Below are 12,822 nucleotides of genomic sequence, written 5' to 3' on the forward strand. Positions count from 1 at the left end.
TACCGTGGATGGCGAACGTGGGGAGGAACCATGAAGGGTCTACGCGCACCCGTGGGGAACCAGCCCTCGGAGGTCTACTGGCGACGCCGGATAGTGCTGCTGGTCGCCGTCGGCGTGATCGTCGCTCTCGGCTGGCTGATCGTGAGCGCCCTGTCCTCCGACGGCGCGAAGGCCGAGCCGTCCGCGAAGCCCGAGGCCGTCACCACCACCGGCCCCGAGCCGGAGCCCACGGAGAGCACCACCACGAGCGCGTCGAACGCGGTAGGCGAGTGCGACGCGGCCGCGATCGAGGTCTCCGTCGCGGCCAACCCGGCGAACGTGCCGGCGGACACGCAGCCCAAGTTCGACGTCACCATCGATCAGAATGGCGACGTCGCCTGCCTGCTCGACACCACGGGCAAGAACACCAAGCTGGTGATCACCTCGGGCGAGGACCGCATCTGGAGCTCGGCGGACTGCCCCGCGGAGCAGTCGCTCATCGGCAAGGAGTGGCTGCTGGACGCCGGTGACACCAAGGACGTGCAGGTCGCATGGCCCCGCATCCGCAGCGCCGAGGGCTGCGCCGCGACCGACCAGGCGCCGGGCGCCGGCACCTACTGGGCGCAGGTCACCGTCGCGGGCGTCAAGGCCGACGCGGTGCCGTTCGTGCTCGAGTAGCGGCGCTCAGGCGCGGGTGGGGAGCGCGAGGCTGACCGCCTGACCCACCGAGCCCACCGGGTGGACGCGCACGTTCGCGGCCACCTTGCCCACCTCGACGCCCGCGGGCACGATCACGTCGGTGAAGCCCAGCCGCGCGGCCTCGGCCACCCGCTGCGCGACGGCGGAGACGGGACGCACCGCACCGGACAGCGCCACCTCCCCGACGGCGGCCCAGCCGGTGCGCAGCGGCCGGTCCGCGCGCGCGGAGGCGAGCGCGAGGGCGAGCGCGACGTCCGCGGCCGGCTCGGTGACGCGCGCGCCGCCGACCGTCGACACGTAGACGTCGTCCGCGGCGACCGCGAGGCCCACGCGCCGGTGGAGGACCGCGAGCAGCATGGCGACGCGCGGGCCGTCCACGCCCGACGTGGCACGGCGGGGGTTCGACAGCGCGCTGGGCGCGACGAGCGCCTGGATCTCCGCCGGCAGGGGACGCTTGCCGTCGATGGTGATGGTGGGGCACGTCCCGGGGACGGCCTCGGTCTCGCGGGACAGGAACAGCCCGGAGGGGTCGGAGACGGACTCGATGCCGGAGTCGACCAGCTGGAAGCAGCCGACCTCGTCCACCGAGCCGAAGCGGTTCTTGAGCGCCCGCAGCAGGCGCAGCGGGCTGTGCTGGTCGCCCTCGAAGTGGCACACGACGTCGACCAGGTGCTCGACGATCCGGGGCCCCGCGACGGAGCCCTCCTTGGTGACGTGACCCACGAGCACCATCGGGATGCCGCGCGTCTTGGCGGCCTGGATGAGCGCGGAGGAGACCTCGCGGACCTGACCCACGCCGCCCGGCGTGCCCTCCACCTCCGAGGAGGCGATGGTCTGGATGGAGTCGATCATGACGAGGGCCGGCTCCGCGTCCGCGAGGTGGGCGAGCACGGCGCCGAGGTCCGTCTCCGCGGCCAGCAGCACGTCCCGCTCGAGCGCCCCGATCCGCTCGGCCCGCAGCCGCACCTGACCGGCGCTCTCCTCGCCCGTGACGTAGAGGACGCGTCCGCCGCCGCGCGCCGTGCGGGCGGCGACGTCGAGCAGCAGCGTGGACTTGCCCACTCCAGGCTCGCCCGCGAGCAGGATCACCGCTCCCGGCACCAGCCCGCCGCCCAGGACCCGGTCGAACTCCCCCACCCCGGTCGCGGATCGCGTCGCGGCGGCGGCGGACACGTCGGGGATGGGGGTGGCCGGCGCGGTCACCGCGGTCGCCTTGGTCGCAGGGCCGGCCGGCGACGCGCCCGCCTCGATCACGGTCCCCCATGCCTGGCACTCGCCGCACCTGCCCACCCACTTGACCGCCGTCCAGCCGCACTCGGTGCAGCGGTATCCGGGGGTCGCCTTGCGGGTGGTGGTGGCCATGCGCCCACGCTACCGGCGGCCTCCGACAGCCGAGCCTGGCGGACACGCGAGCGCGCTCGGCGGCGGTGTCGGACCCCGGCCCTACGCTGACCCCATGACGCGTGAAGAGCCGGGCAGGGGCACGCCCGTGCGGGAGGAGGCCGTCGCGACGGTCCGTGAGGTCGCGCCCTCCAAGCCCGTGGCGCCCCGCGCCCCGGTCGGGCCGCCGGTGCCGGTCCCCATCGACCTCGACATCGACGGTGATGACGTCGCCTCGCCGGTGCCGGCCCCGCCCGCCCATGAGGTGATGCCGGAGCCGCGGTCGCCGTTCGACCTCGCCGCCGAGGCGGAGTCGCTCGCGGCGCCACCCGCGGCCCCCACGTCGTACGAGCTGCTCGGCGCCGCGGCCGCCCGCAACGCGGCGCTCCACGCGGCCGGCGCGCCCACCCCGCTCGGTGGAGTGCCGCGCATCGTGCCCGTGCAGGCCCCAGTGGACCTCGACCCGGCCGTCGACGCTCCGGCCGCGCCACCCGCGTACACCCCGGCGGTACCCGCCCGCACCCAGGCTCCCGCACCGATCCCCTCGTGGGTCTCCGTCGCTGAGGACGGCGGCGCGCCGCCCGCGGACACGGCCGGCCCCGCCCTGTACCGCCCGCGCATGGCGACCGCGGAGGTCCCGGTGACCCCCGCATCGTCCCCCGCCGCGCCCGACCACGGCGGCGGCGACGGCGACGGGACCCCCGCGCCGGCCGGGCCGGGCCGCGACCGCTCCTGGCCGCTCATCGCGATCGGGCTGGTGGTGCTGGCCGCGGTGCTCGCCGGCGCCGCGTGGGCGCTGTTCCGCCCGTCGGAGGTCGACATCCCCGCGCAGCAGGTGGTGGACGTGCCGGCGGCGCGCGAGGTCGAGCCGATCGTGCCCGAGGACCCCACGCCGTTCCTCGCGGCCATGCCGGTCACGTCGGGACTGTGGGCGCTCACCGAGGTCGCGACCCCGGACCCCGACGCGGACACCGCGCTGCCCGATCGGGTGGCCGAGGTCCAGGTCCTCACCTACGACGACGGCGCGGACCAGGTCACCCTGACCGCGCGCCAGCTCTACACCGAGCAGGACGCCCACGACGCCCTGGTGCGCGCGGCCGGGAAGGACGCGGGGCTCGAGGACGCGATGGTCGGCTCGACGGTGGTGGGCGAGCGCGCGGTCGAGGAGAAGGACGGCGTCACCACGGTGAGATGGACCAACGGCAGCGCGTACTTCGAGGCCACCGGGCCGTCGGGCGCGGTCGAGGCGTTCGTGGAGACGCTGGGCCTCTGATGCCAGCCCGCGAGCCCGTCGGGGGTCCGCGCTAGGTTGGACGCATGAGCACCGAAGCAGCCGAGTCCCCGTCCGCCCTGCCCGCCGTCGCCGTGGTCGGGGGCGGCGTGATGGGGGGCACCCTCATCTCCGCGATGCGCGTCGCCGGGTGGCCAGGCGGCTCCATCACCGTCGCGAACCGCGGCGCCGAGCGGCGCGACGCCCTGGTCGCCGCGCATGGCATCAACGCCGCCGAGGACGCCGTCGCGGCCGTCACGGGCGCCGGGATCGTGGTCCTCGCGGTCAAGCCGCAGCAGATGGGCGAGGTCCTCGACACCATCAGCGACGCGGTTGCGCCCGGCACGCTCGTGGTGACCGTCGCGGCCGCGCTGCCGTCCTCCTTCTACGAGGAGCGCCTGCCCGCGGGCACGCCCGTGGTGCGCGCCATGCCCAACACCCCGTCCGTGGTGGGCCGCGGCGCGACCTCGGTGTCCGCCGGCGCGCATGCGACCGAGGAGCACCTCGCGCTCGCCGAGCGGATGCTGCGCGCCACGGGCCTGGTGGTGCGCGTCCCCGAGGAGCAGATCGACGCGGTCATCGCCGTCGCCGGGTCCGCCCCCGCCTACTACTACGCGATCACCGAGGCGCTCACGGAGGCCGGCGTGATGCAGGGGCTCGACCGGGACCTCGCGACGCTGCTCGCGCAGCAGACCTTCACGGGCGCCGCGCAGCTCCTCGCCGAGTCCGGCGACACCCCGCAGGAGCTCCGCCGTCGCGTCAGCTCCCCCGGCGGCACCACCCTCGCCGCGCTCGAGGCCATGGAGCACGCCGGCCTGCAAGGCGTCATCTCCGCCGGCGCGAACGCCGCGGTGGCACGGTCCAAGGAGCTCGGCGCGCAGCTCGCCGGATGACCGCGGGGGCGGATGCACGGGTCGGGTGACCCGCGAATCGTCCCCCGCACGTCAGGCGGCCTGGGCGACGCGCATCGCGGAGGCGGCGGCGTCGACGTCGCGCTCGTCGTTGTAGACGTAGAAGCCGAGACGGGCGCGGCCGCCGCGGGCGGCGGCGCGGATGCCGGCCCTGGCCAGCGCGGCCGGGTCGACGCCGTCGACGGAGACGATGGGCGAAGCTCCGGCGGGCATCCCCAGCCGCGCGCGGAGCTCGCTGGCAAGGCCCACGCTGTGGCGGCCGATCGCGTCGACGCCCTGGGCGGCGAGCAGCTCGAGCGCAAGGGCGCCCGCCTCGACCAGCTGCCACGGCGGGGAGGTGTCGAGCCGGCGCGCGGCGGTGCTGAGGCGGACCTCGTGACCGTAGAGCGACGTCCAGGGGCTGTCGGCGCCGTACCAGCTGGCGTTGACGGGCCGCACCCAGGCGGCCTCGGGGCGCACCGCGGCGAGCGCGATGCCGCGCGGGGCGCCGAGCCACTTGTACGCGCTGGCCACCACCACGTCGAAGTCGCGGGCGCGCAGCGGCATCCAGCCCGCGGCGTGGCTCGCGTCCACCAGGGTGCGCGTGCCGGTGAGCCGCGCCGCGGTGGCGAGCGCGTCGAGGTCGGCGACCGCGCCGTTCGAGGACTGCACCGCGCTCACCGCGACCAGGTCCGCGCCGCGCATCACCTCCGGCACCACCCGGTCGAGCGGCACCGCGCGCACCTCGAGGCGAGGGTCGTGGACGAAGGGCAGCGGCACGGAGGCGAAGTCCCCCTCCGCCACCACCACGCGCGCGCCGGCGGGCAGCGACGCCGCGACCATGCCCACCACCTGCGACGTGGAGCCCGCGAGCGCGACGTCCTCGGGCATCGCGCCCACCAGGGTCGCGTAGGCGGCGCGGAGGCGGTCCACCACCGCGTCGAGGCGGCACGGGCCGAGCGTGCCGCGCTCCCACTCGCGGGTCGCGCGGCGCAGCGCGGCCGCGGTCGCGCGGGCGGGGAGGCCGTACGAGGGCGTGTCGAGATACCCCGGCAGGCGGCGGAAGGAGGACGCGATCTCGAGCATGCGACCATGATCGCGACGGCTCGACCCCTCGACAAGAACGTATCGCCAGCACCCAGACCTCGATGAGATGATGGTCCGATGATCGACGTCGAGCGCCTGCTGATCCTGCGCGAGGTCGCGCGCCACGGCTCGAAGGCGGCCGCCGCGCGGGCGCTGCAGCTGAGCGAGCCCACCGTCGCGCACCACCTGCGCGCGCTCGAGCGGCGCGCGGGCGTGCCTCTCACCATGCGGGCGGGCCGGGTCACCCGCCTCACCCCGACCGGGGAGGCGCTGGTGCAGCACGCGGACGCGATCGCGGCCAGCCTCGAGGACGCGGAGCGGAGCCTGCACCGTCACGCCGACCTCCAGGTGGGTCAGCTGCGCATCGCGGCGTTCACGTCCTTCTGCGCGACCGTGCTGCCGCGCCCGCTCGCGCAGTTCGCGCACACGTACCCGGGCGTGGAGATCGGGCTCGAGGAGACGGAGACGGATCCGGCGCTCGACCTCCTGCGGTCGGGCGCGGCGGACCTGGTGATCGGGTTCTCCGACGCGGCCACGCCGCCGCCCGTCGACATCCCCACGGTGCCGCTGGGCCGCGACGAGTACCTCGCGATCCTGCCCGAGACGCACCCGCTCGCGGGCCGCGCGGCCATCGACATGGGCGCGCTCGCGCACGAGCGCTGGATCTCCGGCTGCGTGCGCTGCCGCACCCACCTGGTGGCCCACGCGGACGAGGCCGGCTTCGTGCCCCACATCGCGTTCGTCACCGAGGACTACATCGCGGCGCAGCGGCTCATCGCGGAGGGCCTCGGGGTGGCGCTCCTCACGCGCATGGCCCTCGACGCGAGCCCGGCGATCCCCGGCATCGTCGCCGTGCCCACACGCCCGGACACGTACCGGGACATCTTCCTCGCGCTGCCGCGAGACGCCGCGCCCGCCGCGGAGGCCTTCGCGAGCCTGCTGGTCACGGGGCTGTAGACGGCCGCGAGGCCCCCGATGTGGCAGTCATCGGGGGCCTCGCACGGTCTCGGGGCGGCGTTGGCAGCCGCCGCCCCTACTCGGGAGCCGAGAGGCGTCCACGGCCTCGCTCCGGCCCGGCCGCGGCCGGTCATCAGGCCCGGAGCTCACCGGCCGCCGTCCAGTCGGGACCCTCGGGGAGGACGAGGGCCGTCGACGCGGGGTGGACGGCGGGGCCGGCGACCATGGGCGCCTCTCGGCTCGGAGCCCCTGGGGGGCGGGGGCTCCTGGTATTCATACAATCGTCCGCTCCTGGGAGAACGCTGGGAGCCAGGCGAGAGGTGCCGGGGAGTGGGCCACGCCGTGCGCTCCTCCACACACGAAGAGCACTCCTCCACACACCACCCCTGATGTGAGCGGGCACATGCTCGGCATGGGCCCGATCCGGGGTGAAGCGTGTGGAGGAGCGCTCGGCGGAGGTCAGGGCTGCGGGTCAGTCCGCCGTCACGGTGCCCAGCTCGTCACCGCCGGTCGCGCCCGCGCCGAGCACCAGCCCACCCGCGACCGCGTCGCCCGACACCGCCGCGCCGGTGGTGATGGTGTACGTCTCGCCCGACACGATCGCGTCCGAGGACAGCACCAGCGACTGCGAGATCTTGCCCGTGGTGAACGTCGCCACCTGGTTGCCGTCCGCGTCCGTCACGGTGATGGGCGTGCCCTCCGCGATCGCGGAGGCGAACGTGATGGTCAGCACGCCCTGCCCGTCGGCCGTGGGCGACACCAGCATCCCCGAGGCGCCTGACGCCGCGAGCGTGCCGCCGCTCACCGTGAACTCGCCGTTGACGTCGATCGCGCCGTTGCCGCTGTTGGTGGGGCCGTCGACCACCACGGTGCCGCCGGTCATGGTCGCCGTGCCGTTCGAGTCCAGCCCGTCGCCGTCGGCGTCGATGTACCAGGTGCCGCCCGAGATCTCGAGCGCACGCCCCTCGGCCGCCTGATCCATGCCGCCCATGCCGCCGGCGACCGTGGTCGCCTCGGTGCCGTCGGTGGTCCCGTCCGTCGTGGCCGTGGAGGTGGACGATGCGTCGGTCGAGTACGCCGCCGACGTCACCGACGCGGTGGTCGACGTGGAAGTGCCGGTGTCCGTGGTGGACTCCCCGGGCATCCCGCCGTCCGTGGGACGCTCGGGACGCGTGCCGTCGGACGGCATCTCGCCGCCCATTCCGCCACCCATGTCGCCGCCGGAGGACGTGCCGCCGGAGACGTTGACGCCGTCGTCGCTCGACTTGATGGTGCCGGTGCCGCCGCTGAGGCGGATGATCCCGCCCTCGAGGCCCTCGACCGACGTGGTGACGTCCACGGTGCCATCGGAGATGTGCAGGACACCGTCGGTGGTGATGCCGTCGTCGCCGGCGGCGATCGCGAGCTCTCCGCCCTCGACGGTGACCTGGTTGACCGCGTCGATGCCGTCGACCCCGGAGGTGATGTCGAGCGTGCCTCCGGAGATCCACACCACGCCCACCGCCGTCTCCTCCTCGAGGGACTCGTTGGTGGACTTCAGGCCGTCGCCCTCGGCGTCGACCGTGATGTCGCCGCCGGAGACCACCAGGTAGTCCTTGCCGCGGATGCCGTCGTCGGCGGCGGTCACGGAGATCGAGCCCGACTCGATGACCAGGCCGTCCTTGGACCCGATGCCGTCCTCGGCCACCGCGTTCACGGTGAGCGCGCCGTCGCCGGCGATCCACAGGTCCGCCGTCGAGTACAGGGTCGCGTTGGGGACGTCGGTCTCGGAGTCCGCGGCCGCGGTGGCGTCGGCCGCGTCGGACAGCGTGTTGGCGGAGCCGTCCTCGAGCCAGATCACCACCTCGTCGGCGCCCTCGATGTCGATCGCCGCGGTGTCCGCGGAGGTGATGTCGACGCCGTCGAGGATCAGGGTGACGTCCTCGTCCTCGGTGGCGACCACCACCTGGCCCGCGGACAGGGTGCCGGACAGGCGGTAGGTGCCGCCCTCCGTGATGGTGACGGTGTCGCCGTCGACGGTCACGCCGTCCCCGCCGGTCGAGCCGGAGTCGGACAGGGTGATGTCGGTCGCGCCGTCGAGGTCGGCGGAGGTGTCGAGGTCATTGACGCCGAGCTCGTCATAGGTGGCCTCGGTGAGCTCGGTCGAGGTCGCCGCGGTGGTGGTGGTGGTCGTGGTGGTGTCGTCGCTCGCGGTGGTCGACGTCGCGTCGGAGCCGGTGGTGGTGGAGCAGCCCGCGAGGAGCAGCGTGCCGGCGAGGATGCCGGCGAAGACGGTGGTGGGCTTGCGCATGATCGTTCGCCTTTCTCAGGCCGCGGTGGCAGCGGTGGGGGTCAGGTGGCGGCGCAGGGTGCGCGCCCAGCGGTTCGCCGGGAGCTCGGGCTGCAGCGCGGCCAGGGTGGTGCAGTACTTGGAGACGCGGACCGGGCGGACGCCGCGCGCCCACAGCGCACGGTCCACGTCGCCCGCCCGCAAGGAGGACTTGGTCTCGAGGATGAGCGCCGAGCCGAAGCCCACGGACTCGCCGCGGGATTCGACCGCGGTGACGTCGCGGTCGATGGTCACGCGGGCGCCGTCGGCGACGAGCGTCGAGCGGCGGTAGCGGGTGGTGAGGACCGGGCCGAGCGCGTCGACCGCGTCCCCGACCTGGGGGAACGATGCGACGAACGCCCTGGCCTCGCCGTCGAGGCTTCCGCCTCGGGCCACGTGGGCGTCGATCCACTCGCGGTGCTTGACGGTCTCGCCCTTCGCGGAGCGGAGCTTGACCTCGATCGCCCTGCCCCCGGTGTCGAGGTAGTCGCGGGTCCGCACCTTGTAGCGCGCGGGCCGGCGGCGCGCGGCGTCCCGGTAGGACTCCAGGTCGGGGGTGTCGAAGTAGACGGACGCGTAGCCGAAGGCCCGCTCGCCGTCGATCTCGAGGGCGCGCATCCCGTCCACGGCCCCGAGGACGTCGGCGAGGAGCACCGGGGACACGATGTACTTGCGGTCCACGCGGGTCAGCAGCGCGGCCTCGGCCTCCAGCTCGGCGAGCGTCACCGCCGGCAGCGCCGCGACCCGCTGCTCCCAGCCGGTCATCGCGCGACCTCGGTGGCGACGGGGCGCTCGGCGGCCAGCGAGCCGTCGAACGACGCCTCCGCGCCAAGCGCCGGCTTCGCGAGCAGCGTGTAGCGGACGTCCACCATGGTCGACTCGGTGAGGAGGTCCACCCGACGGATGGTGACGCGGTTGATCTCCGCGCCCAGGAGCAGCGCGAGGTGGTTCGCCGCCGCCTCCTCGGTGGTGAAGGCGCGGTCCAGGACCATCTGCTGCTGGCGGCTGCGGGAGAACAGGCGGGGGTTGTCGCCCACCAGGATGACGCCGAGCAGCACGGCCATCAGCGTGAAGCTGAGCGACGCGGACAGCGCGGGGAAGCCGCCCAGCAGGCCCAGCGCGATCGCGGTGAAGTAGTACGCGATCTCCGCGTGGTCCATCTCGGTCGAGCGCAGGCGGATGATCGACAGCACCGCGAAGATGCCCATGCCGAAGCCGAGCGAGATGTCCGCGTTGGTCATCGCGTACGTCACTCCCATGACGCCGACGTTGATCGACAGGAACGCGACGATGAGGTCGCGCCGGCGATGACGCGGGAAGTAGAGGCCGAAGACGAGGATGGAGATCGCGATCAGGTCGGCCGCGATGAAGGCGTAGTAGGGCATGAGCACCTCTCAGGTCGGGGGCGTCGGAGGGGCGCTCCGGGCCTGTGTTCACCTCGAGTTAACCGACGGGACCTGGGAGAAGACTGGGAGGGGCGCGAGAGTTGACCGGGGACGCCGCTCCCCGTCCACGCCCAGCGGCCTCCCAGCGAATGCTCAGGTTGAACCGCGATACTGGGCGCATGCCTGAACGCCGCATCCTCGTGGTCGATGACGAGGACAACCTCCGCACCATGCTCTGCGCCGCCCTGCGCTATGCGGGCTACGACGTCTCCGAGGCCTCCGACGGCCAGGCCGGGCTGAAGGCCGCGCGCGAGCAGCGCCCCGATCTGATCGTGCTGGACGTGATGATGCCGGGCCTCGACGGCTTCGCGGTGACGCGCCGCCTGCGCGAGTCCGGCGACCGCACGCCCATCATCTTCCTCACCGCGCGCGACAGCTCGCAGGACAAGGTCGAGGGCCTGACGATCGGCGGCGACGACTACCTCGAGAAGCCGTTCAACCTCGACGAGCTGGTCGCCCGCGTCGAGGCCGTGTCCCGCCGCGTCGAGCGCGCCCCGAGCGCCTCCGACGTCTACCGGGTCGCGGACCTCGAGCTCGACGACGTCGCGCACCGCGTGACCCGCGCGGGCGAGGACGTCCAGCTGTCCCCCACCGAGTACAACCTGCTGCGCCACCTCATGCAGAACACCGGCCGCGTCCTGTCGCGCGGCCAGCTGCTCGAGGGCGTGTGGGGCTACTCCCGCGACGACGACCCGGGCGTGGTGGAGACCTACATCGGCTACGTGCGACGCAAGGTCGACACCGTCGACCCCAAGCTCATCCACACGATCCGTGGGGTGGGATACACGCTGAGGCTGCCGTGACCGCTTCCCCGGGCATGAGCCTCCGCTCGCGCCTCCTCATCGGGCTCGGCGCGATCGCCGCGATCGCGGTCGCCGTCGCGATCGCGGTCACCGGCGTCACCCACTCGCACCTGGTCACCCAGATGGACGAGCGCCTCGCCTCCTTCTCCGGCCCGGTCGACTACGACCGCAAGCCCACGCTCGCGGACTCCGACGACGTCCAGGGCGAGTACGCCCGCCCGTCCGAGGCGTGGCGCGCGGTCCTCGCGTCCAACGGCGAGGTCCAGGTGCTGTTCGTGCCGAACACCACGGACTCGTCCGACGCCCGGCCCCTCATCGAGGCGGCCGAGATGCCCGCGACCGGCACGTCCTACTTCACCGTCGCATCGTCCGACGGCCAGGGTGAGTGGCGCGTGCTCGCGCGCGCCACCACCGTCGGCACGGACCTCACCGCGCTGCCGCTCGACTCCGTCGAGGCCACCACGCACCGGCTGATCCTCATCGAGGCGATCGGCATCACGTTCATCCTCGCCGCGCTCGCGGTGGTGGGCTGGTGGGTGATCAGGCTCGGCATCGCGCCCATGCGCCGCATGGTCGACGCGTCGACACGCATCGCGGAGGGCGACCTCGACGTCCGCCTCGAGGGCAGGGGCCGCGGCAGCGAGTCCGCGGAGCTCGCCGCCTCGCTCAACACCATGGTCGACACGCTCACCGCCTCGCTCGAGGAGCGCGAGCGGTCGGAGGCGCGCCTGCGCGAGTTCGTCGCGGACGCCTCGCATGAGCTGCGCACGCCGCTCACCACCGTGCTCGGCTATGCGGAGCTGTACCGCCGCGGGGCGCTCAAGCGCGACGAGGACGTGGCGGACGCGTGGGCCCGCACCGAGGCCGAGGCGAGCCGCATGCGCCGCCTGGTCGAGGACATGCTCGAGCTCGCGCGCTACGACGCGGAGCCCCAGCTGTCCCCCATCGCGCTCGACCTCTCGCACGTGTGCGGCGAGGTGGTGCGCGACGCGACCGCTGCCCGCGAGGGCGTGACCTTCACCCTCGACGCGCCCGCCCCGGTCACCATCGAGGGCGACCCCGACCGCCTGCGCCAGGCGCTCATCAACGTGGTCACCAACGCTGCCGTGCATGGCGGCTCGCACGTCACCGTGCGCGTGACCAGGGACGATGCGCTGGCCAGGGTGGACATCGAGGACGACGGCCCCGGGATGGCACCGGAGGTGGCGGCGCGCGCCACCGAGAGGTTCGTGCGCGGCGACCACTCGCGGACCCGTGCGACGGGCGGCTCGGGCCTGGGCCTCGCCATCACCGCCGCGATCGTCTCGGTGCACGGCGGCACGCTCGCGGTCGACTCGACCGAGGGCGAGGGCACCACGGTGAGCCTCGCGTTCCCGGCGGCGCCTCAGCCGGCGGAGGAGACGGTCGCCTCGTAGCCCGCGAGGATCGCCTCGCACTGCGGGCCCATCGCGGTGACGAGCAGCTCCGACGCGGCCGGGTCGGTCGCGTCGGGCATGCGCAGCGCCAGCAGGATGGTCATGAGCATGCCGCGCGAGAAGAACTCGACGGTCTCCTCCGGGGTGAAGCCGGCCTGCTCGCGGACCAGGCGGTACACGGACAGGAAGCATTCGCGACCCTCGGGGCCGAACACCGGGTCGGCGCCCAGCCCGAACAGGTGCAGCAGCGCGAGCAGCGTGCCGCGGTCCGACACCAGCTCGGCGTACGCGACTCCCAGCGCGGACTGCCGCTCCTCCGAGGTCTCCGCGCCCGTGAAGGACGCGATGACCAGGCCGAACTTCTCACGCAGCCGGTCGGTGGCGCGCCTGGCGACCTCGAGGAACAGGCGCTCCTTGGTGCCGAACATGCGCACCACGTACGCCTGGGAGATGCCGGCCTGCTTGGCGATCGCGTCGGTGGTGCCGCCCGCGTAGCCCTTGTCCCCGAACACGACGGTCGCGGCGGCGAGGATCTGCTCGCGCCTGTCGTCGCTGGTCAGACGGGCTTCTGCGGTGCTCATGTTGACAGG

Annotated in this window: 12 protein-coding genes; 6 read left to right on the forward strand and 6 right to left on the reverse strand. The window is 74.0% G+C overall.

Features of this window, described 5'->3' with window-relative positions; genetic code table 11:
- The first annotated feature begins 30 nt into the window (after window positions 1–30).
- Window positions 31–657, forward strand: a complete 627-nt coding sequence (locus tag AOM05_RS02020) for a hypothetical protein (RefSeq protein WP_156164992.1) — start codon at window positions 31–33, stop codon at window positions 655–657.
- Between the two features lie 6 nt (window positions 658–663).
- On the opposite strand, the gene radA is transcribed toward AOM05_RS02020, so the two are convergent.
- Complete coding sequence (gene radA / locus AOM05_RS02025) at window positions 664–2,040, reverse strand: DNA repair protein RadA (RefSeq protein WP_062518994.1); 1,377 nt, start codon at window positions 2,038–2,040, stop codon at window positions 664–666.
- A gap of 94 nt (window positions 2,041–2,134) precedes the next feature.
- Here radA and AOM05_RS02030 point away from each other — a divergent pair, with 94 nt between their 5' ends.
- Both AOM05_RS02030 and proC read left to right on the forward strand, forming a co-directional pair.
- Window positions 2,135–3,331 carry a hypothetical protein gene (locus tag AOM05_RS02030; RefSeq protein ID WP_062518996.1) on the forward strand — a complete coding sequence of 399 codons (1,197 nt, stop codon included), beginning with the start codon at window positions 2,135–2,137 and terminating at the stop codon, window positions 3,329–3,331.
- Window positions 3,332–3,375: 44 nt separating this feature from the next.
- A complete protein-coding gene (proC, locus tag AOM05_RS02035) occupies window positions 3,376–4,221 on the forward strand; it encodes a pyrroline-5-carboxylate reductase (protein ID WP_062518999.1) in 846 nt (281 codons plus the stop codon).
- 51 nt (window positions 4,222–4,272) lie between these two features.
- On the opposite strand, the gene AOM05_RS02040 is transcribed toward proC, so the two are convergent.
- Complete coding sequence (locus tag AOM05_RS02040; protein WP_062519001.1) at window positions 4,273–5,304, reverse strand: aminotransferase class V-fold PLP-dependent enzyme; 1,032 nt, start codon at window positions 5,302–5,304, stop codon at window positions 4,273–4,275.
- A gap of 78 nt (window positions 5,305–5,382) precedes the next feature.
- Here AOM05_RS02040 and AOM05_RS02045 point away from each other — a divergent pair, with 78 nt between their 5' ends.
- Window positions 5,383–6,261 (forward strand): LysR family transcriptional regulator, encoded by an 879-nt coding sequence (locus tag AOM05_RS02045; protein ID WP_062519003.1) that lies wholly within the window; start codon window positions 5,383–5,385, stop codon window positions 6,259–6,261.
- Between the two features lie 472 nt (window positions 6,262–6,733).
- Here AOM05_RS02045 and AOM05_RS02050 read toward each other — a convergent pair whose 3' ends face one another.
- Genes AOM05_RS02050 through AOM05_RS02060 form a run of 3 tightly spaced genes read right to left on the reverse strand, consistent with a single transcriptional unit; the run spans window position 6,734 to window position 9,954 of the window.
- On the reverse strand, window positions 6,734–8,551 hold the full coding sequence (locus tag AOM05_RS02050) for a carbohydrate-binding domain-containing protein (RefSeq protein ID WP_082097183.1): 1,818 nt from the start codon (window positions 8,549–8,551) through the stop codon (window positions 6,734–6,736).
- A gap of 15 nt (window positions 8,552–8,566) precedes the next feature.
- Window positions 8,567–9,334 carry a polyphosphate polymerase domain-containing protein gene (locus tag AOM05_RS02055; RefSeq protein WP_062519005.1) on the reverse strand — a complete coding sequence of 256 codons (768 nt, stop codon included), beginning with the start codon at window positions 9,332–9,334 and terminating at the stop codon, window positions 8,567–8,569.
- Window positions 9,331–9,954 (reverse strand): DUF4956 domain-containing protein, encoded by a 624-nt coding sequence (locus tag AOM05_RS02060; protein ID WP_082097184.1) that lies wholly within the window; start codon window positions 9,952–9,954, stop codon window positions 9,331–9,333. The genes AOM05_RS02055 and AOM05_RS02060 overlap by 4 nt, the downstream gene beginning before the upstream one ends.
- Before the next feature lie 179 nt (window positions 9,955–10,133).
- Between AOM05_RS02060 and AOM05_RS02065 the strand changes: the two genes are divergently transcribed.
- Together AOM05_RS02065 and AOM05_RS02070 are read left to right on the forward strand one after the other, a co-directional pair.
- On the forward strand, window positions 10,134–10,817 hold the full coding sequence (locus tag AOM05_RS02065) for a response regulator transcription factor (RefSeq protein WP_062519008.1): 684 nt from the start codon (window positions 10,134–10,136) through the stop codon (window positions 10,815–10,817).
- Entirely contained in the window at window positions 10,814–12,232 is a 1,419-nt protein-coding gene (locus AOM05_RS02070; protein ID WP_156164993.1) for a sensor histidine kinase, read from the forward strand. Before AOM05_RS02065 ends, AOM05_RS02070 begins: the two co-directional genes overlap by 4 nt.
- On the opposite strand, the gene AOM05_RS02075 is transcribed toward AOM05_RS02070, so the two are convergent.
- Entirely contained in the window at window positions 12,202–12,813 is a 612-nt protein-coding gene (locus AOM05_RS02075) for a TetR/AcrR family transcriptional regulator (RefSeq protein WP_062519011.1), read from the reverse strand. The genes AOM05_RS02070 and AOM05_RS02075 overlap by 31 nt on opposite strands.
- Between the last annotated feature and the right edge of the window lie 9 nt (window positions 12,814–12,822).

Origin of the sequence: Demequina silvatica (genome assembly GCF_000971215.1) — a bacterium.
Lineage (GTDB): Bacteria > Actinomycetota > Actinomycetes > Actinomycetales > Demequinaceae > Demequina > Demequina silvatica.